General features: G+C 60.0%; 19 protein-coding genes and 1 pseudogene. 6 read left to right on the plus strand and 14 right to left on the minus strand.

Annotated elements, in window-relative coordinates; genetic code table 11:
- Positions 1-39: 39 nt before the first annotated feature.
- The 4 genes from trmD to ffh form a co-directional block, all read right to left on the minus strand.
- A complete protein-coding gene (gene trmD / locus LOY38_RS24510) occupies positions 40-813 on the minus strand; it encodes a tRNA (guanosine(37)-N1)-methyltransferase TrmD (protein ID WP_172901170.1) in 774 nt (257 codons plus the stop codon).
- Positions 795-1,331: a ribosome maturation factor RimM gene (gene rimM / locus LOY38_RS24515; protein WP_007897576.1), complete on the minus strand. Its 537-nt coding sequence runs from the start codon at positions 1,329-1,331 to the stop codon at positions 795-797. The genes trmD and rimM overlap by 19 nt, the downstream gene beginning before the upstream one ends.
- Positions 1,332-1,336: 5 nt before the next feature.
- Positions 1,337-1,588: a 30S ribosomal protein S16 gene (gene rpsP / locus LOY38_RS24520; RefSeq protein WP_003198088.1), complete on the minus strand. Its 252-nt coding sequence runs from the start codon at positions 1,586-1,588 to the stop codon at positions 1,337-1,339.
- Between the two features lie 249 nt (positions 1,589-1,837).
- Positions 1,838-3,214 (minus strand): signal recognition particle protein, encoded by a 1,377-nt coding sequence (gene ffh, locus LOY38_RS24525; protein WP_258697417.1) that lies wholly within the window; start codon positions 3,212-3,214, stop codon positions 1,838-1,840.
- Positions 3,215-3,424: 210 nt separating this feature from the next.
- Here ffh and LOY38_RS24530 point away from each other — a divergent pair, with 210 nt between their 5' ends.
- The 3 genes from LOY38_RS24530 to LOY38_RS24540 all read left to right on the plus strand — a co-directional run bounded on the left by LOY38_RS24530 (position 3,425) and on the right by LOY38_RS24540 (position 7,107).
- Positions 3,425-4,237 (plus strand): inner membrane protein YpjD, encoded by an 813-nt coding sequence (locus tag LOY38_RS24530; RefSeq protein ID WP_258697418.1) that lies wholly within the window; start codon positions 3,425-3,427, stop codon positions 4,235-4,237.
- A gap of 12 nt (positions 4,238-4,249) precedes the next feature.
- Positions 4,250-5,485: a transporter associated domain-containing protein gene (locus LOY38_RS24535; RefSeq protein ID WP_258697419.1), complete on the plus strand. Its 1,236-nt coding sequence runs from the start codon at positions 4,250-4,252 to the stop codon at positions 5,483-5,485.
- Positions 5,486-5,790: 305 nt separating this feature from the next.
- A complete protein-coding gene (locus LOY38_RS24540; RefSeq protein ID WP_258697420.1) occupies positions 5,791-7,107 on the plus strand; it encodes an MFS transporter in 1,317 nt (438 codons plus the stop codon).
- Positions 7,108-7,213: 106 nt separating this feature from the next.
- Here the strand turns inward: LOY38_RS24540 and purT are convergent, their stop codons facing one another.
- The 5 genes from purT to LOY38_RS24565 form a co-directional block, all read right to left on the minus strand.
- On the minus strand, positions 7,214-8,395 hold the full coding sequence (gene purT / locus LOY38_RS24545) for a formate-dependent phosphoribosylglycinamide formyltransferase (protein WP_258697421.1): 1,182 nt from the start codon (positions 8,393-8,395) through the stop codon (positions 7,214-7,216).
- Between the two features lie 89 nt (positions 8,396-8,484).
- Positions 8,485-8,952 carry a preQ0 transporter gene (locus tag LOY38_RS24550; RefSeq protein ID WP_258697422.1) on the minus strand — a complete coding sequence of 156 codons (468 nt, stop codon included), beginning with the start codon at positions 8,950-8,952 and terminating at the stop codon, positions 8,485-8,487.
- A 207-nt stretch (positions 8,953-9,159) separates the two neighbouring features.
- Positions 9,160-9,369, minus strand: coding sequence for a DUF1289 domain-containing protein (locus LOY38_RS24555; protein ID WP_258697423.1), 210 nt, complete (start codon positions 9,367-9,369; stop codon positions 9,160-9,162).
- Positions 9,366-9,890 (minus strand): gamma carbonic anhydrase family protein, encoded by a 525-nt coding sequence (locus LOY38_RS24560; protein ID WP_258697424.1) that lies wholly within the window; start codon positions 9,888-9,890, stop codon positions 9,366-9,368. Before LOY38_RS24560 ends, LOY38_RS24555 begins: the two co-directional genes overlap by 4 nt.
- A 68-nt stretch (positions 9,891-9,958) precedes the next feature.
- Complete coding sequence (locus tag LOY38_RS24565) at positions 9,959-10,558, minus strand: CoA pyrophosphatase (RefSeq protein WP_052966546.1); 600 nt, start codon at positions 10,556-10,558, stop codon at positions 9,959-9,961.
- 146 nt (positions 10,559-10,704) lie between these two features.
- Between LOY38_RS24565 and LOY38_RS24570 the strand changes: the two genes are divergently transcribed.
- Positions 10,705-11,256, plus strand: a complete 552-nt coding sequence (locus LOY38_RS24570; protein ID WP_258697425.1) for an NUDIX hydrolase — start codon at positions 10,705-10,707, stop codon at positions 11,254-11,256.
- Positions 11,257-11,364: 108 nt separating this feature from the next.
- Positions 11,365-11,868: a murein L,D-transpeptidase family protein gene (locus LOY38_RS24575; RefSeq protein ID WP_258697426.1), complete on the plus strand. Its 504-nt coding sequence runs from the start codon at positions 11,365-11,367 to the stop codon at positions 11,866-11,868.
- Positions 11,869-12,100: 232 nt separating this feature from the next.
- Here the strand turns inward: LOY38_RS24575 and LOY38_RS24580 are convergent.
- The 3 genes and pseudogenes from LOY38_RS24580 to purL all read right to left on the minus strand — a co-directional run.
- Positions 12,101-12,292, minus strand: a pseudogene (locus tag LOY38_RS24580) (DUF6124 family protein); the annotation flags it as partial.
- 125 nt (positions 12,293-12,417) lie between these two features.
- Positions 12,418-12,729 carry a YqfO family protein gene (locus LOY38_RS24585; RefSeq protein WP_258697427.1) on the minus strand — a complete coding sequence of 104 codons (312 nt, stop codon included), beginning with the start codon at positions 12,727-12,729 and terminating at the stop codon, positions 12,418-12,420.
- Between the two features lie 20 nt (positions 12,730-12,749).
- Positions 12,750-16,646 (minus strand): phosphoribosylformylglycinamidine synthase, encoded by a 3,897-nt coding sequence (gene purL / locus LOY38_RS24590; RefSeq protein ID WP_258697428.1) that lies wholly within the window; start codon positions 16,644-16,646, stop codon positions 12,750-12,752.
- A 274-nt stretch (positions 16,647-16,920) separates the two neighbouring features.
- Between purL and mltF the strand changes: the two genes are divergently transcribed.
- Positions 16,921-18,381, plus strand: coding sequence for a membrane-bound lytic murein transglycosylase MltF (gene mltF / locus LOY38_RS24595; protein ID WP_258697429.1), 1,461 nt, complete (start codon positions 16,921-16,923; stop codon positions 18,379-18,381).
- A gap of 128 nt (positions 18,382-18,509) precedes the next feature.
- On the opposite strand, the gene pdxJ is transcribed toward mltF, so the two are convergent.
- Both pdxJ and recO read right to left on the minus strand, forming a co-directional pair.
- Positions 18,510-19,256 (minus strand): pyridoxine 5'-phosphate synthase, encoded by a 747-nt coding sequence (gene pdxJ / locus LOY38_RS24600; protein WP_008151581.1) that lies wholly within the window; start codon positions 19,254-19,256, stop codon positions 18,510-18,512.
- Positions 19,257-19,303: 47 nt separating this feature from the next.
- Entirely contained in the window at positions 19,304-19,993 is a 690-nt protein-coding gene (gene recO / locus LOY38_RS24605; RefSeq protein WP_258697430.1) for a DNA repair protein RecO, read from the minus strand.
- Between the last annotated feature and the right edge of the window lie 52 nt (positions 19,994-20,045).

Here is a 20,045-nt window from a genome sequence, read left to right on the forward strand (position 1 = left end):
CTCCTAAGGTAAATCGTCGGATCTACCATCGATACGTTGTTAACTATCGTCCCGCTCGCGGATGTATTCCTCGAGCAGCTTCTTCTCTTCTCCAGAAAGCGAGCGGCTTTCCAGAAGATCGGCGCGTCGTTCATAGGTCCGACCAAGGGACTGCTGTAAACGCCAACGCCGGATGTGCGCGTGATTGCCACTTAGCAATACGTCGGGAACACGCTGATCCGCATACACCTCCGGTCGGGTGTAGTGCGGGCAATCCAGCAAACCATCCGTAAAGGAATCTTCCTCGGCGGAGTCCGCATGCCCTAAAGCTCCAGGCAGCAGTCGTGTAACCGCATCGATCAGGACCATCGCCGGCAGCTCGCCGCCAGACAGTACATAGTCGCCAATCGACCACTCTTCATCGACATGAGCATCAATAAAACGCTCGTCAATGCCTTCATAGCGGCCGGCAATCAGGATCAATGCATCCAGATTCGCCAACTCGCGCACCGCCGACTGAGTCAGTTGACGGCCTTGGGGGGACAGGTAAATTACCTTCGCCGCCTCCCCGGCTGCTGCCTTGGCCTGAACCAGAGCATCTTCCAGGGGCTTGATCTTCATCACCATGCCCGGACCACCGCCAAATGGGCGATCATCCACAGTGTGATGTCGATCCGTCGTGTAGTCTCGCGGATTCCAACAGGTGAGCTGCAACAGCCCCTGCTTCACCGCCCGACTGGTGATGCCGTACTCGCTGATGGCGGAGAACATCTCGGGAAACAAACTGATCACTTCTACGCGCAGGTTAGCCACGTTTAGAAGTCCGCATCCCATTCCACCTTCATCTCGCCTGCGGCAAGGTCGACAGCCAACACGCATTGCTCCGTATAGGGCAACAGGCGTTCGCGATCATCCAGGCTGCCAGCGCAAGGCTTGACCACCATTACATCATTGGCGCCGGTCTCCAGAAGATGATCGATTTTCCCGAGCAATTGCCCGAGTTGATCAATAACCTTCAGACCTTCCAGCTGGTACCAGTAGTACTCGCCATCGGTCAATTCAGGGAACAGGTTGCGCGGCACACAGATCTCATAACCGGCCAGAAGACGTGCTTCTTCACGATCATCGAGACCCTTGAGCTTTGCGACCAGGAACTTGTCGTTCCCACGTCCGCTGACCAGCTCGACCTGTTTCACATTGCCTTCACGCTTGAGCGTCCAGGTTTTGTACTGCAACAGGTTTTCAGTCGGATCAGTAAAGGAATACACCTTCACTTCGCCGCGAACGCCATGAACAGAATAAATTTTGCCAATAACGATCAAATCATCGGCAACAGCTGGCGTCGCGCTCATATTGCTCAGGCCGCAGCCTTGGCAGATTCCTTCAACAACTGAGCAACGCGCTCAGAAGGTTGTGCACCAACGCTCAGCCAGTAGGCTACGCGCTCTTGGTTCACGGACAGACGAACTTCTTGACCACGAGCAACAGGGTTGAAGAAACCAACCTGTTCCTTGTGCGAACCGTCGCGCGGGTTGCGGCTGTCGGTTACGGTCAAGTGGTAAAACGGGCGCTTTTTGGAGCCGCCAAGGGCAAGACGGATTGTTAGCATGTGAACATCGTTCCTGTAGTCGGTGCTGCAAATCTAAAGGCACAGCGGGCATAGGTGCCCGAAAGGCCGCATATTCTAAGGAATATCCGGACTTTTGCAAATGTCTTTTTCCGGCGACCTATCGGTCGCCATCCAGATTTGCTATAGAGCCGTTGGTTAAAACGGCAAGTCAGCTCCCGCCAATGGCGGGTTTGCTGGAAAATCCACGTTGCCGTGGATAGCGCCGACATCACTGCCGGCGCGAATCTTTTACATCTTGGGCATGCCGCCGCCGGGCAACATACCGCCCATGCCGCGCATCATTTTGGCCATTCCGCCTTTCGCGGAGAATTTCTTCATCATCTTCTGCATCTGCTTGTGCTGCTTGATCAAGCGACCGATGTCCTGCACCTGAGTGCCGGAACCCATGGCGATCCGGCGCTTGCGCGAACCGCTGATCAGCTCAGGGTCGCGGCGCTCGGCCGGGGTCATGGAATTGATAATGGCTTCCATCTGCTTGAACTGCTTCTCTGCCGCGCCCTGGGCGTTGCCCATCTGCGCCAGATTCACGCCGCCGATGTTCGGCAGTTTGTCCATGAGGCCGCCGAGGCCGCCCATGTTTTTCATCTGTTGCAGCTGATCACGGAAGTCTTCGAGATCGAAGCCCTTGCCCTTCTTCAGCTTCTTGGCCAGTTTATCGGCCTTGTCTTTGTCGAGGGTCTGTTCGGCTTGCTCGATCAGGCTGAGTACGTCGCCCATACCGAGGATGCGCGAAGCGATACGCTCAGGGTGGAACGGTTCGAGCGCTTCGCTCTTCTCGCCCATACCGATGAACTTGATCGGCTTGCCGGTAATGGCACGTACCGACAACGCGGCACCGCCACGGGCATCGCCGTCGACCTTGGTCAGGATCACACCGGTCAGCGGCAGCGCATCGCCAAAGGCCTTGGCCGTGTTGGCGGCGTCCTGGCCGGTCATGGCGTCGACCACGAACAGGGTTTCGACCGGGTTGATCGCGGCGTGCAACGCCTTGATCTCGCCCATCATCTCTTCGTCGATGTGCAGGCGACCAGCGGTGTCGACGATGACCACGTCGATGAATTTCAGTTTGGCTTCTTTAATAGCCGCTTGTGCGATGTCGACCGGTTTCTGGCTAAGGTCGGACGGAAAGAACGTCACGCCGATGTCGTTGGCCAGGGTTTCCAGCTGCTTGATCGCCGCCGGACGGTAAACGTCCGCGGACACGACCATGACCGACTTCTTCTTGCGCTCTTTAAGGAAGCGCGCCAGTTTGCCGGCGGTGGTGGTTTTACCCGCGCCCTGCAAACCTGCCATCAATACGACAGCAGGAGGAACGGCGCTGAGGTTCAAGTCTTCGTTGGCCGCACCCATCAGGCTTTCGAGTTCGGCCTGGACGATTTTCACGAAGGCCTGGCCCGGCGTCAGGCTGCGCGACACCTCGGTGCCGACAGCGCGCTCCTTGACCGAATTGACGAAGTCCTTGACCACCGGCAGGGCGACGTCGGCTTCGAGTAACGCCATGCGAACTTCGCGCAGGGTGTCTTTGATGTTGTCCTCGGTCAGCTTGGCCTTGCCGGTGACATGGCGCAGCGTCTGCGAGAGACGGTCGGTTAAGTTTTCAAACATTGCGCGATCCTTTCAGGCCCTGTGTAGACCGGGATAATGGCGGCCCAGACCGGAATCAACATGTGCTCGGCGAGCCTGCGGCGTGGGCAGGTCGCGGATTATAGCGAAGACTGCGTCTGGCGGACACCTCGCCGTCAGCTTGCATGGTCTTTCGTGCGATGTGGGTTCTATGCCAAACTCAGCGCCTTTCGGGCTTGCCTAACAGGATTTATGCTCCCCTTGTCACCCAGTTTGCTTACCACCCTCGCCGCCGCCTGCTTATATGCCGCTGCGACCCTCTATCAGGGCACCCGTCTGGCCACCGGCGCCAAGGCGAACAAGCGCCTGCTGGTCACGCTCGGCGTGCTGGCCTTGCTGGCCCACAGCGTCAGCCTGGTTACCTATCTGCTGACACCGATCGGCCTGGCCCTGGACTTTTTCAGCGCCGCCAGCCTGATTGCCGCAGCGGTCATTGCCCTGACCCTGCTGGCCTGCTCGCGGATTCCGGTGGAAAACCTGCTTCTGTTGCTGTTCCCGCTAGGCGCCGCCACCGTGCTACTGGCACAGTTCGCCCCCGCCGGCACGGTGCAGATCATTGATGAAGAGCCAGGCATCCTCGCCCACATCCTCTTGTCGATCCTCGCTTACGGCATGTTCACCATCGCGGTGTTCCAGGCCTTGCTGCTGCTGGTTCAGGACCATCAGCTCAAACACAAGCATCCGTCCGGGTTGATCAAGAACTTCCCGCCACTGCAAACCATGGAAAGCCTGCTGTTCGGTTTCCTCTGGGCCGGCTGGAGCCTGCTGTCGCTGTCGCTGATCTCCGGCTGGCTGTTCGTCGAGAACCTGTTCGCCCAGCACCTGGTGCATAAAACCCTGCTGGCGTGCCTGGCCTGGATCGTGTTCAGCGTACTGCTATGGGGGCGCAACCGCCTCGGCTGGCGCGGACACAAAGCCATCCGCTGGACCCTTGCCGGTTTCTGCCTGCTGATGCTGGCGTATTTCGGCAGCAAGCTGGTCCGCGAATACATTCTGCATATCTGACGGGCGGCATTAATGGACGACTTGCCCATAGGGCCGATGCTCGCGGTGCTGGCCCTGCTGACTTTATGGTCGGGACTGTTTACCGCCATCGAAGTTGCACAGCAGCAGTTGCTGGCCCAGCGCATGGCCTCGCGCTCCAGCGACAAACCGGTGGCCAAACTGAGCTTCCCGCTCAACAGTCTGATCCTCTGCAACACCCTGTGCCGTGCGCTGGTGGTGGTCATCAGCACCTTGCTGGCGATTTTCACCTGGGCACAAAACGGCCCATGGATTGCCTGCCTCGGTGCCGGCGCGGTGTTGCTGGTGTTCGCCGACTACCTGCCGCGAACCCTTGCCGTCCGCTATCCGGATGTTGTTCTGGCCTTGGGCAACACTCTGCTCGGCATACCGTTGAAAATCGTCTACCCGGCCGCCTGGCTGCTCAATGGCATCAGCCAACTGCTGATGCGGCCGTTCGCCCGCAAAGTCAGCGTGGTACAGCAAAGCGAAGACGAGGCTCCGGCAGATCGCCACGACGATCACGAACATGCGGCCTATCGCCCACTGTCAGGTATCCACGCGCTGGATAACATCACGGTCAACGACATTCTGGTACCACGCAGCGACGTCGACGGGATCAACCTGGACGACTCCCTCGAAGAAATCATCGAACAACTGCGTCACAACAAGCGCACCCGCCTGCCGGTATTCCACAGTGACATCAACCAGGTAGAAGCAGTGCTCAACACCCGGCAGATCCGTCATCTGCTGCCGGATTCAAGCCTCACACTGGAAGCACTGCTGGCGGCCAGTCACGAACCGTACTTCGTGCCGGAAAGCACCCCGTTGCAGCTGCAATTGCTGAATTTCCACAAGCAGCAGCGGCGTTTGGGCATGGTGGTCGACGAGTACGGCGAAGTGCTGGGCATCGTCACCCTGGAAGACATTCTTGAAGAAATCGTCGGTGAGTTCGAAAACCAACACAGCCTGGATAACCCGCACATCCACCCGCAGGCCGATGGCCGACTGGTGATTGACGGTGCAGCGTCCATCCGCGAGCTGAACAAGAGCCTCGGCTGGCACCTGCCCAGCGACGGCCCGAAAACCCTCAACGGGTTGGTGACCGAGGCGCTGGAGACGATTCCGGACAGTGCGGTTTGCCTGAAGATCGGCCGATATCGGCTGGAGATTCTGGAGACGGAAGAGAATCGTGTCACGCGCGTGCTGATCTGGCATACCAGCTCAGTGCCTGCCCTTTCTAAAATCTGACACGATCCCTTGCTCCCGCTGGACTTTGAAGCAGGCCTGATCACAGACAGCGCGATTACCCTGAGAGAATGTATTCAGCCGTTTGCGGCCGCTACCTGCCCGAGCGGGAGCAAGCTCCCTCGCCACAAAAGTCATCGCATCCTCCAAGCCGCTTGTTGAATCATTAGCCGCCTTCCTATAATCGAGCGGCTTACCAAGCCCCGCCATACCCCGTGCTACCCGCACTCTGCGTTAACCCCACATCCCTGGGTATTCGACCATAATAATTCGCTCCACTGGGCCACATGACTGTCAGGGATAACCGCATGACGACCAGCACAACGTTCAGCGACACCACGCCTGCCCAACCGACGAACTCCGCCACCCGCGTGGCCACTGCGAGTTTCATCGGCACTGCCATCGAGTTCTACGACTTCTACGTTTATGCCACTGCCGCGGCGCTGGTGATCGGGCCGGTGTTCTTTCCGCAATCCTCCGGCACCGCCCAAATGCTGTCGGCGTTCCTCACCTTCGGTATCGCCTTCCTTGCACGGCCACTGGGGTCGGCGCTGTTCGGCCACTTCGGTGACCGCATCGGGCGTAAATCGACACTGGTCGCGTCCCTGCTGCTGATGGGCGTATGTACCACGCTGATCGGCGTGTTGCCGGGTTACGACAGCATTGGTGCCTGGGCGCCGATCCTGCTCTGCGTGCTGCGCTTCGGCCAGGGCCTGGGGTTGGGCGGTGAATGGGGCGGCGCCGCATTGCTGGCCACGGAGAACGCGCCCAAAGGCAAGCGCGCCTGGTTCGGCATGTTCCCGCAACTCGGCCCGTCGATCGGGTTTCTGGCGGCCAACGGCCTGTTCCTGACCTTGGCCATGAGTCTGAACGACGAGCAGTTCCGTTCGTGGGGCTGGCGGATTCCGTTCCTGCTCAGTGCCGCGCTGGTGATGGTGGGCTTGTACGTACGCCTCAAGCTCCACGAAACCCCGGTGTTCGCCAACGCCATGGCTCGCCAGGAGCGAGTGAAGGTCCCGCTGGTCGAGCTGTTCAGTCAGTACTGGGCGCCAATGCTGCTGGGGGCCGGCTCGATGGTGGTGTGCTACGCACTGTTCTACATCTCAACGGTGTTTTCGCTGAGTTACGGCGTATCGACACTCGGTTACACCCGCGAAACCTTCCTCGCCCTGCTGTGCTTCGCCGTGCTGTTCATGGCAGCCGCAACACCGCTGTCGGCCTGGGCCAGTGATCGTTTCGGGCGTAAACCGGTGCTGATCATCGGTGGCGTGCTGGCGATTCTGTCCGGATTCTTGATGGAACCGCTGCTGACCCAAGGCTCGACCTGGGGCGTGGCGCTGTTCCTGTGCATCGAACTGTTCCTGATGGGCGTGACGTTTGCGCCGATGGGCGCGCTGCTGCCGGAGCTGTTTCCGACCCACGTGCGCTATACCGGCGCATCGGCGGCCTACAACCTGGGCGGCATTGTCGGAGCCTCGGCGGCGCCGTTCTTTGCGCAGAAACTGGTGGCAATGGGCGGTTTGAGTTATGTCGGCGGGTATGTGTCGGGGGCGGCGGTGCTGAGCTTGATAGCGGTGCTGTGCCTGAAGGAGACGCGTAACAACGATTTGAATCGGGTGGCCTGACAGGCCGCCATCGCGAGTAGGCTCGCTCCCACAGGGGACCACGTTCTGTCAGAAAGAATGCGGTTCAATGTGGGAGCGAGCCTGCTCGCGAATGGCGCGACGCGGTTTAGAGCTCTACAACAACAGCCTGAGAAGCGCGGGTCGCTTTCGCACGAGCCGCTTCAATCGACACATCCCGCGCCAACGCCACCCCCATCCGACGCTGGCCATTGACCTCAGGCTTGCCGAACAGACGCAACGCGGTATCCGGCTCGCTCAACGCAGCACCCAGGTTGGCGAATGCAGTCTGAGTCGACTGCCCTTCCACCAGAATCACTGCCGAAGCCGATGGGCCGAACTGACGGATCAATGGAATCGGCAGGCCCAGGATCGCCCGTGCGTGCAGCGCAAACTGCGACAGGTCCTGGGAAATCAGGGTCACCAGACCGGTGTCATGCGGGCGCGGCGAGACTTCGCTGAACCAGACTTGATCACCCTTGATGAACAACTCGACGCCAAACAGACCACGGCCGCCCAAGGCTTCGGTCACGGCTTTGGCAACGCGCTCGGATTCCGCCAGAGCAACCGGGCTCATGGCTTGTGGCTGCCAGGATTCCTGATAGTCGCCCTTCTCCTGACGGTGACCCACAGGCGCACAGAACGTCGTGCCGCCAACGTGACGCACGGTCAGCAGGGTGATTTCGTAGTCAAAGTCGATGAAACCTTCGATGATCACGCGACCTTTACCGGCGCGGCCACCCTCTTGAGCGTAATCCCAGGCCTTCTGCACGTCATCGACGCTGCGCAGCAGGCTCTGGCCTTTGCCCGAGGAACTCATGACCGGTTTGACCACGCACGGGAAACCCAGGTCTTCGACTGCCTTGCGGTAATCCTCGAAGGTGTCGGCGAAGTGGTACGGCGACGTTGGCAGGTCCAGCTCTTCTGCGGCCAGACGACGAATGCCTTCGCGGTTCATGGTCAGCTGTGCGGCGCGAGCGGTCGGGATCACGGTGAAGCCTTCGGACTCCAGCTCCACCAGGGTCGCGGTGGCGATGGCTTCGATTTCCGGCACGATGAAGTGCGGCTTCTCGGCTTCGATCACCGCACGCAGGGCAGCCCCGTCGAGCATGTTGATCACATGGCTGCGATGGGCGACTTGCATGGCCGGCGCGTTGGCGTAGCGATCCACGGCAATCACTTCAACGCCCAGGCGTTGCAGCTCGATCACCACTTCCTTGCCCAACTCACCACAGCCACACAGCAATACGCGGGTCGCGGTTGGCGACAATGGAGTTCCGATACGGGTCATCTCAGGTCCTCAAGAAGCGGATCATCGAGGGAAGCACGCTTCCCGTGGGGAGAAAGCGCGGCATTTTACATGAACCTGAGGGTTTGGCTTCAGCTGGCGACGGCCTGTTTGCGCAGACGCCAGGCCATGGCCAACCAGACCACGGTGACGCCCGCGAACTTCGAGCCCAGCGCAGTGATGATCACGCCCGGAGTGAGCGCATCGATCATGCCGAAGAAGATGAAAGTGTCCAGCGGGATGCTCAGGGCCGAACTTATCCACAGGCGGTCGTGCAACGGACGCCGGGTGACGCTGAACACCAGCCAGTCGATACACTCGGACACCGCAAACCCCGTGGCGCTGGCGAGTGCAATGGACGGGTCGGAGGTGACGTAGGACAGCACCAGCGCCACCAGCATCGCCGCGATCGCACCGTGGCCGAAGCGGGTTTGCACCATGTCGCGCAGCACGAACACCAGACCACCCCAGGCCGACCAGATAATGTCCAGGTGCGGGGCGGTGGAAAAGGCGTAATTGATCAGCACGACGCTGCCGATGTAGGCGATCAGGAAGAGCATGGGGCGTGGGGTACCTGTCAATTTTGTGCACAGGGTACTCCATCTTCAGCGCACAGATAACCTGTGGCGAGGGAGCTTGCTCCCGCTGGGTTGCGAAGCGGCCCTGAAATCAGCGGACGCGGTGTGTCAGCTAGAACGTCGTCGGTTTAGGGGCTGCTTCGCAGCCCGGCGGGAGCAAGCTCCCTCGCCACAAAAGCACCAAATGACTCAGGATTTGGAGGGCAACATCCAGATCAACCCACTCGATTTGGCCCGCTCATGACACAACCCCAACACCTTGCGCCGCTCTGCGTTGTCCATCCGGCTCCAGCGGGTGATTTCTTCCACCGTGCGCTGACACCCGGTGCAAATGTCATCTTCATCCAGCGCACAAATGCTCACGCATGGCGACGGGACCGGTCGTTCAGTGGTGCTCATTCTTCCTGCTCGACCAGATCGCGGGCATAACGCTGCGAGTTGTGCACATAGTGGGCGGCGCTGGCTTCGAGCATCTTCTTTTGCAGCTCGGTCAACTCGCGCACCACCTTGCCCGGCGAACCCATGACCAGTGAACCATCCGGAATTTCCTTGCCCTCGCCGATCAGCGAATTGGCGCCGATGATGCAGTTCTTGCCGATTTTCGCGCCGTTGAGGATCACCGCGTTGATGCCGATCAGGCTGTAATCGCCCACTGTGCAACCGTGAAGCATGGCGTTATGGCCGATGGTCACACCAGTCCCAATGGTTAGCGGGTAGCCCATGTCGGTGTGCATCACGGTGCCGTCCTGCACGTTGCTGTTCTTGCCGATCAGGATCAATTCGTTGTCGCCACGCAACACGGCGTTGAACCAGACGTTGGCGCCCTCTTCCAGTTTGACCTTGCCCACCAGCACGGCATTAGGTGCGACCCAGCTCTGCGGATGGGTATCGACGCGGGCGTCGCCCAGGCGGTATTTCATCTTATGGTCCTCAAGGCCAGGCTGGCTCACTAGCGAAAAGCCGGATTCACGCCATACGCGCGATGGCTTCAGGTTTTGATAAAACTCTTGGGTGGTTGATGCAGGCTGATTTTCGCGTCATAGAGCAAGTTGATCAACTCAACAATCATGATTGCCGTCAGCCCCCAGATCTTGTACTCGCCATAACGGTAGCTCGGCACGTACCAACTGTGGCCCTGATAGTCGATGCGGTGAGTGTGCTCTCGCGGGTCCTTGCGGAAGAACTCCAGCGGCACGCTGAACACTGCGGCGATCTCTGCATCGTTGGCCAGGTATTCGACGAAATCCGGAATCACGCCGACATAGGGCGTGACCTTGATACCGTGCAGGGAGATCAGTGGGCTCAGCGGGCCGATCACTTCGACCAGCCCCGGTGGCAGGCCGATTTCTTCTTCGGCTTCGCGCAAGGCGGTAAAAATCAGGTCAGGGTCTTCGGGGTCTCGTCGACCGCCGGGGAAGGCAACTTCGCCGCCATGGGTCGAGAGCCCGCTGGCACGAAGGGTCAGGACCAGTTCCGGTTCGTCACTGCGCGTGATAGGCACCAATACCGCGGCTTCGGGGAAACGCAGGTCGGTTTCCAGCGTACGCGGCGTGTGATTGCTTACCCGGTGCAGTAGCTCGTCCAGCATGAGTCTTCTCGATCTGTGCCTTACCCTGCATCATGCACCAATCGCACCGGCCGCCCAAGCCCCGAACAGCCTCATGTCGCGAAACGACAACTTGCCGACCGACACCGCTGCACGCCAAGATAGGCGCAGCATTCAGGAACCCAAGCATGAAATTTTGCAGTCAATGCGGCAACCCGGTGACCCAGCGCATTCCCGAAGGCGATTCGCGCCTGCGTTTTGTCTGCGACAGCTGTCATACCATTCATTACCAGAACCCCAATATCGTGGCCGGTTGCGTGCCGACCTGGGGCTCGAAGGTGTTGCTGTGCCGTCGCGCCATCGAGCCACGGCTCGGTTACTGGACCCTGCCCGCCGGTTTCATGGAAAACGGTGAGACCATCGAACAGGCCGCCATTCGCGAGACCGCCGAAGAAGCTTGTGCCCGGGTACGTAACCTGAGCATCTATACGCTGATCGACGTGCCACACATCAGCCAGGTGCATGTATTCTTTCGCGCCGAGCTGATAGACCTGGATTTTGCCGCCGGCCCCGAGAGCCTGGAAGTGCAGCTTTTCGAAGAAGCCGACATTCCTTGGGGCGAACTGGCTTTCCGCACGGTGGGCCGTACTTTAGAATGCTTCTTCGCTGACCGGCGGGCCGAGGTCTACCCCGTGCGGTCCGAATCGATCCCGCCGCTTGTTCAGGCTGTCATCACTTGATTTCAATGTCGGCCTCTTTGCAAGCGCTAAAAGATTGCAGCCTTCGGCAGCTCCTGCAAAAACATCTATAACTAAAATAGTCGCGACACTTCTAGGGATATCGTTTCAATGCGCTGGTTGCTTGCCCTGTTTTGCTTGTCGTTCGTCGCCATCTCCCAGGCTTCCGTTGCGGAAACCCTGGACGGCAAAGTCATCGAAAAAGTTCTGGTTCTCAAGTCCGCCCACCAATTGCAATTGATCAACGACGGCAAGCCGATCAAGACCTATCGCATTTCCCTGGGCAAACGCCCCATCGGCCCAAAACTGATGGAAGGTGATAAACGCACCCCCGAAGGCTTTTACTGGGTGGACTGGCGCAAGATCAGCGACCGTTTCAACCTGGCGATGCACATTTCCTACCCTAATATCAGCGACTCTGCCCGCGCCCGGCGCGACGGTGTCGAGCCTGGCGGCATGATCATGATCCATGGCACTCCGGACACCGAAGAGAACCCTGAAGACCTGTTCCACACGCTGGACTGGACCGACGGCTGCATCGCCATGCGTAACATGGACATGCGCGAAGTCTGGGGCCTGGTGTCTGACGGCACGATGATCGAAATCCGCCCGTAACCCCAAAATTCACAGCATCGTGAAGAGCTTTTGTGGCTAGAGGGCTTGCCTGTGGCAGCTCCTATATAGGTACACAAAACTCTGTAGAAGCTGCGATCTTTTCGAGGCAACACACCGCAAAAAGCCCGCTGAAAATCATATCTTCAGCGGGCTTTTTCATGCCCGGTTATCCCTGCGGACACACCTGATCCAGCAACCGATTCACCGACAACTCCGCCAGGGAAATCATCTACTGAATCCCTAATGCCAGATTGCATGTCGGCCCGGTGAGATCGAACGCCAACTCACTGGCCATGACATCCGCCGAGGCCAGGGTTTCACAGGCATGGGCCAGCAGGGTTTCGGAATCGACGTTGGGGGCGATGACGAAAATCGTGCTTGGACGCTGGTTGGCTTTGGCCTTCTTCTCGGAAGGTGGCGGGATAAATTGGTCGGCTAGAAGGCCGCCAAGATCAAAAGATCGAAGATCAGGCACAGCAGTCAAATCCCGGACAACAAAAAACCCGCTGAAATCACTTCAGCGGGTTTCTCATTCAGCAGTCAGAAGAATCAGAAGTCTTCCAACCGCCACACCTCGTATGCCGGTACTTCGTAGGGATGGCTCTCTTTCAGAGCCACCACCACCGCCCGAATCAACTCATCGCTGACCACCAGCTCAACCTTCCATTCCTCAACCTGCTCGACCTGACCAGCCTCGCCAATGAACGGCTGACTGCCATCCAATGGACGAAACTGACCCAAGCCAAACACCTGCCAGGCGCAATGATCATAAGCCCCGATCCGCCCGCCACCGGCGGCGAACACAGCGCTTTTGACCACCTCGACATGACTGGCCGGAACAAAAAAGCATAGCTTGTACATGGCGCTTGGCTCACCTGCTCTTAGTTAACCCAGACGCGAGCGTTACGGAACATACGCATCCAAGGTGCGTCTTCGTTCCAGTCTTCCGAACGCCACGAGTTCTGCACCGCGCGGAACACACGCTCCGGATGCGGCATCATGATGGTCACGCGACCGTCGCGGCTGGTCAAACCGGTGATCCCGCGCGGCGAGCCGTTCGGGTTGGCCGGGTACTTCTCGGTGACCTTGCCGTGGTTGTCGACGAAACGCATTGCCACGCAACCCGACAGATCGGCTTGCAGCAACGCTTCTTCGCTGGCGAATTCGGCATGGCCTTCACCGTGGGCGATGGCGATCGGCATGCGCGAACCGGCCATGCCCTGCAGGAAGATCGAGTTCGACTCCTGGATCTGTACCATGGCCACGCGGGCTTCGAACTGCTCGGAACGGTTACGCACGAAGTGCGGCCAGAACTCGCTGCCCGGGATCAGCTCGTGCAGGTTGGACATCATCTGGCAACCATTGCACACGCCGAGGGTAAAGCTGTCGGTGCGTTCGAAGAAGCCCTGGAAGGCATCGCGAGCGCGGCTATTGAACAGCGCGGATTTGGCCCAGCCTTCACCGGCACCCAGTACGTCGCCGTAGGAGAAACCGCCGCAAGCCACCAGACCTTTGAACTCGTTCAGGTCGACGCGGCCGGCCAGAATGTCGCTCATGTGCACGTCGATCGCGTTAAAACCGGCGCGGTCGAACGCGGCCGCCATTTCCACCTGACCGTTGACGCCCTGCTCACGCAGCACGGCAACCTGTGGGCGGATGCCTTTCTTGATGTAAGGCGCCGCAACGTCCTGGTTGACGTCGTAGCTGAGCTTGACGCTCAGGCCCGGGTTGTCTTCTTCCAGCAGCACGTCGAACTCTTGTTCGGCGCAGTCGGCGTTATCACGCAGACGCTGGATCTGGTAGCTGGTTTCAGCCCACTGACGTTGCAACAGACGGCGTTGACCTTCGAATACGGTATCGCCGTTGAAAGTGATGCTGATCTCGCCGTTGTTCATCGGCTGACCGATCACCGACACGCAATCGCCCAGGCCAGCGGCGCTGAACTGCGCGAGGATGTCCGCGGTGGCGTCCTGGCGAACCTGGATCACAGCGCCCAGCTCTTCGTTGAACAGGATCGCGGCGATGTCGGCGGAGGTTTCTGCCAGACCGTCGAGGTTCAGGCTCAGACCGCAGTGGCCGGCAAACGCCATTTCCACCACGCTGGTCAGCAGACCACCGTCGGAACGGTCGTGGTAAGCCAGCAGGTGACCGTCGGCGTTGAGGCCCTGGATCACGGCGAAGAAGGCTTTCAGGTCTTCGGCGTCATCGACGTCCGGTGCCTGTTTGCCGAGCTTGCCGTGAACCTGAGCGAGGATCGAGGCGCCCATGCGGTTCTGACCACGACCGAGGTCGATCAGGATCAGGTCGGTGGTGCCCTTGTCCATGCGCAGTTGCGGGGTCAGGGTCTGACGGATGTCAGCCACTGGCGCGAAACCGGTCACGATCAGCGACATCGGCGAAGTTACCGCCTTATCGACACCTTCGTCGTTCCAGCGGGTGGCCATGGACATGGAATCCTTGCCCACCGGAATGGTAATGCCCAGCTCAGGGCACAGCTCCATGCCGACCGCTTTCACGGTGTCGTACAGACGCGCGTCTTCACCCGGGTGACCGGCGGCGGACATCCAGTTCGCCGACAGTTTGATGTCGGAGATCTTGGCGATGCGCGAGGCGGCGATGTTGGTCAGGGTTTCGCCGATGGCCATGCGGCCCGACGCCGGAGCGTCCAGCAGGGCCAGCGGAGTGCGCTCGCCCATCGCCATGGCTTCACCGGTGTAGACGTCGAAGCTGGTCGCAGTGACGGCAACGTCGGCCACCGGAACCTGCCAAGGGCCGACCATCTGATCACGGGCCACGAGGCCGGTGATGGTACGGTCGCCGATGGTGATCAGGAAGCTCTTGCTGGCCACGGCCGGGTGATGCAGGACGCGCTCGACGCAGTTGGCGATGTCGAGGGTCGACGGATCGAAATCATCGCCCAGCTCGTTTTCACGAACCACCGAACGGTGCATGCGCGGGGCTTTACCCAGCAGCACTTCCAGCGGCATGTCCACCGGGCTGTTGCCGAAGTGGCTGTCGGTCACGGTCAGTTGCGGCTCGGCAGTGGCTTCGCCGACCACGGCAAACGGGCAACGCTCGCGTTCGCAGATCGCCTGGAAGCGTTCGAAGTCCGCAGGCCCCACCGCCAGAACGTAGCGCTCCTGGGATTCGTTACTCCAGATTTCGTGCGGGGCCATGCCCGGCTCGTCGTTTGGAATGTTGCGCAGTTCGAAACGGCCACCACGGTCGCCATCGTTGACCAGTTCCGGGAAGGCGTTGGACAGACCGCCCGCGCCGACGTCGTGGATGAAGCTGATCGGGTTGTGTTCACCCAACTGCCAGCAACGGTCGATGACTTCCTGGCAGCGGCGTTCCATTTCCGGGTTTTCACGTTGTACGGAAGCAAAGTCCAGGTCCGCCGAGCTGGTGCCGGTGGCCATGGAGGAAGCCGCGCCGCCGCCCAGACCGATCAGCATCGCCGGGCCGCCGAGCACGATCAGCTTGGAGCCCACGACGATTTCGCCTTTCTGGACGTGTTCTTCACGGATGTTGCCCATACCGCCGGCCAGCATGATCGGCTTGTGGTAACCGCGAACTTCGTCGCCATGAGGCGTGGTGATCGACTGTTCGAACGTACGGAAGTAGCCGGTCAGCGCCGGACGACCGAATTCATTGTTGAATGCAGCGCCGCCCAACGGACCTTCGATCATGATGTCCAGCGCGGTAACGATGCGCTCGGGTTTGCCGTACGGCACTTCCCACGGCTGTTCGAAGCCCGGGATCTGCAGGTTCGACACGGTGAAACCGGTCAGGCCAGCCTTTGGCTTGGCGCCGCGTCCGGTGGCGCCTTCGTCGCGAATCTCGCCACCGGAACCGGTGGATGCGCCCGGGAACGGGGCAATCGCGGTCGGGTGGTTGTGAGTTTCAACTTTCATCAGGATGTGCACCGGCTCCTGCACCGCGCCGTACTGGCGGGTTTCAGGGTCCGGGAAGAAACGGCCGGCGACTGAGCCGACGATGACCGAGGCGTTGTCCTTATAAGCCGACAAAACACCTTCGCTGTGCATCTGGTAGGTGTTCTTGATCATGCCAAACAGGCTTTTTTCCTGGCTCTGACCGTCGATGTCCCAACTGGCGTTGAAGATCTTGTGACGGCAATGCTCGGAGTTGGCCTGGGCGAACATCATCAGTTCGATGTCGTGCGGGTTGCGCTTCAAACCAACGAAGGCGTTGACCAGGTAGTCGATTTCGTCTTCGGCCAGGGCCAGGCCCAGCTCGGTGTTGGCTTTTTCCAGCGCGGCGCGGCCGCCGCCCAGCACGTCGATCGCGGTCAGCGGTTTTGGCTCGGCGTGGCTGAACAGGCCGGCGGCTTGTTCAAGGTTGTCCAATACGATCTGGGTCATGCGGTCATGCAAGGCGCCTGCGATCAGCTGCGCTTCGGCATCGCTGAACTGGCCGGCGACGTAGAACGCGATACCGCGCTCCAGGCGCTGGATCTTGGTCAGGCCGCAGTTGCGAGCGATGTCGCTGGCTTTACTGGACCACGGCGAGATGGTGCCGAAACGCGGCAACACCAGGAACAGACGACCGGTGGGCTCTTGTACCGGAACGCTAGGACCGTACTTCAGAAGGCGCGCGAGCACCTGCTGTTCGTCGCCGGTCAGGACGCCGGTAACTTCGGCGAAGTGAGCGAATTCAGCATACAAGCCGCTGACAGCTGGAACCTTCTGGCTCAGTTGCTCAAGGAGTTTGCTGTGGCGAAAGGCAGAAAGGGCAGGAGCGCCGCGCAGGATCAACATCTTCGGGACAGCCTCGGGAAGGGGTGTGCTTTGAGGCCGTGCATTCTAGCCTAAACCGCCCGCGACATCACCCGAAACGGTACACGCGGCTGTACCCGAACGTCGGGCCGGGTATTCGGGCCTTGAGCAGGTGCGTGCCGAGGGTTATTTTTTCAGCCACAAAATGCGGTCCTGGCCCATTCCTGCGGGCTCCAAGCGGGTTTTAGACTCTCTAGCAGACAAGCCCTTCGCTGTCGATATATGGCGCTCGTGGTCCTTTGCGTATACTGCGCAAATGTTTTCCCCAACGGCTTTGCGTCCGCGGTACGCCAAATGGCTGATCGCAACCGGACTCTTCCTGATGCTCAGTGGCTGTGTTGATAAACCCAACACGCTGGAGCGCGTAAAGGAGGATGGCGTGCTGCGGGTGGTTACCCGTAACAGTCCCGCCACCTACTTTCAGGATCGCAACGGTGAAACCGGCTTCGAATACGAGCTGGTGAAGCGCTTCGCCGACGATCTGGGGGTCGAACTCAAGATCGAAACCGCCGACAACCTCGACGACCTGTTCAATCAGGTGGGCAAGCCGAATGGCCCGGTGCTGGCGGCTGCCGGCCTGGTCAGCAGCGAGGAACGCAAAAAACAGGTGCGGTTTTCCCACTCCTATCTCGAGGTCACTCCGCAGATCATCTATCGCAACGGCCAATCGCGGCCGACAGACGAGAAGGATCTGGTGGGCAAGAAGATCATGGTGCTCAAGGGCAGCACCCACGCCGAGCAATTGGCGGAGCTGAAAAAGAAACTTCCCGGTATCGAATACGAAGAGTCCGACGCGGTTGAAGTCGTCGACCTGTTGCGGATGGTGGACGAAGGTCAGATCGATCTGACCCTGGTCGATTCAAATGAAGTCGCGATGAACCAGGTCTACTTCCCCAACATACAAGTGGCCTTCGACCTCGGTGATGCCAGCAACCAGAGCTGGGCGGTGGCCGCTGGCGACGACAACAGCTTGCTCAACGAGATCAATGCCTACCTCGACAAGGTGAAGAAAAACGGCACCTTGCAACGTCTCAAAGACCGCTATTACGGGCATGTCGACGTACTGGGCTACATGGGCGCCACCACCTTCGCCCAACACTTGCAGCAACGCTTGCCTAAATACGAACAGCATTTCAAGGCGTACGCCAAGAAAGAGAAAGTCGACTGGCGCCTGCTGGCGGCGATCGGTTATCAGGAGTCGCTGTGGCAAGCGGCCGTCACGTCGAAGACCGGCGTGCGCGGCCTGATGATGCTGACCCAGAACACGGCGCAGGCCATGGGCGTCTCCAACCGACTGGACCCTAAACAAAGCATCATGGGTGGCGCCAAGTACCTCGCCTACATGAAGGATCAGTTGGATGAGTCGATCCAGGAGCCAGATCGCACATGGTTTGCACTGGCGGCCTACAACGTCGGCAGCGGTCATCTGGATGACGCGCGCAAACTGGCGGCCAAGGAAGGACTGAACCCGGACAAGTGGCTGGACGTGAAGAAGATCCTGCCGCGTCTGTCCGAGAAAAAGTGGTTCAGCAAAACCCGTTATGGCTACGCCCGTGGCGGCGAGCCGGTGCATTTCGTGGCGAACATCCGTCGCTACTACGACATCCTGACGTGGGTCACGCAGCCGCAGCTTGAAGGCAATCAGGTCGCTGAAGGCAACCTGCACGTGCCGGGGGTCGACAAGACCAAGCCAAGCCAGGAAACCCCGCCGCTTTAAGTCTTTGCTGCCTTCAAAGACGCCATCGCGGGCAAGCCACGCTCCCACAGGTCCGCGTCGAATATTCAACTGTCGTTCAACTCGGACCTGTGGGAGCGTGGCTTGCCCGCGAAGGCAGCGCCGCCGATCTAGCCTTTCAACGCAGCCGCCAGAATCAGCGCCTTCATTTCCGATACAGCCGACTTGAACCCGACGAACAACGCATGGGCCACCAACGCATGGCCGATGTTCAGTTCGTTGATGCCTTTGATCGCCGCAACCGCTTCGACGTTGTGATAGTGCAGACCGTGGCCCGCGTTGACGATGAGGCCCTGGGCCAGACCGAATGCCACGCCATCCGCCACGCGCTTGAGCTCTTCGGCGACGTCGGTTGGCGTCTCGGCGTCCGCATAACGCCCGGTGTGCAATTCAATGGCCGGCGCCCCGACACGGCGGGACGCTTCGATCTGCCGCTCGTCAGCGTCGATGAACAGCGACACTTCACAGCCGATCTTCGCCAGGCGATCCACCGCCGCCTTGATCCGCGCCTCCTGCCCCGCCACATCCAGACCGCCTTCAGTGGTCAGCTCCTGACGGGTTTCCGGGACCAGGCAAATGTGTGCCGGGCGGATGCGCTCGGCGAACGCCATCATTTCTTCGGTGACGCCCATTTCGAAGTTCATGCGGGTTTGCAGCACGTCCTTGAGCAGCAGCACATCGCGCTCCTGGATGTGCCGACGGTCTTCGCGCAGGTGCACGGTGATACCGTCAGCGCCCGCCTCTTCCGCGTCCAGCGCTGCCTTGACCGGATCCGGGTAGCGAGTACCCCGGGCCTGACGCAGGGTGGCAACGTGGTCGATGTTCACGCCAAGAAGAATGCGATTGCTGGTGGTCACGGAAGCGCTCCTGAGTTTAAAGATTCGGTGCACAGCATACGGGGAGACTACGGCTTTCGAAACAACTCGCGACTGACTAGAGGACGACCACCCAGATGAACGGCCAATGCCTGACGCATCAAACGCTTGGCGGCGGACAGCGCACCGGGCGCGGACCAGTCGGCGTCAGCCATGGCCAACAGTTCGGCGCCATTGAACAGGCCCGGCTGCAACAGATAGACCCTCTCCAGGCCTGCATCCACTTGCAACCGATAGAGGCCGTCCGGTGCGATGGGGTCGCCGTGGATGTCGGCGTTCAGGGCAAAGCCATAACCGAGGTCGTCGAGCAGACGCCATTCGAAGGAGCGCAGCAACGGCTCCAGCGGACGGCCTTCGGCCAGGGCGAGCAAGGTCGCGGCGTAGTGATCGAAGACGGCGGGATGCGGGTCTTCGGCGGGCAGCAGGCGAATCAGCAATTCGTTGAGATAGAGCCCGCTGAACAGCGCCTCGCCGTTGAGCCAGGTGGAAACACCGGCGCTTTCCATGCGGCCGACATTTTTCAGTTCACCCCGCCCCCGAAACTCGACTTCCAGCGGCACGAACGGCCGCGCCAACGTCCCGGCCTTGCCCCGTGCGCTACGCAACACCGCCCGCAACCGACCTTGCGGCGTAAGGAAATCCACCAACGCACTGCTTTCGCGGTAGGCGCGGGAGTGGAGCACGTAGGCGGGTTGGCCGATTGGCGCGGTGGTCGACATGGAAATCGCAGTTCTCAATGAAAGAGCGCAGTTCTACAAACAACCAAAACCA

It is taken from the genome of Pseudomonas sp. B21-015, from assembly GCF_024749285.1.
GTDB lineage: Bacteria > Pseudomonadota > Gammaproteobacteria > Pseudomonadales > Pseudomonadaceae > Aquipseudomonas.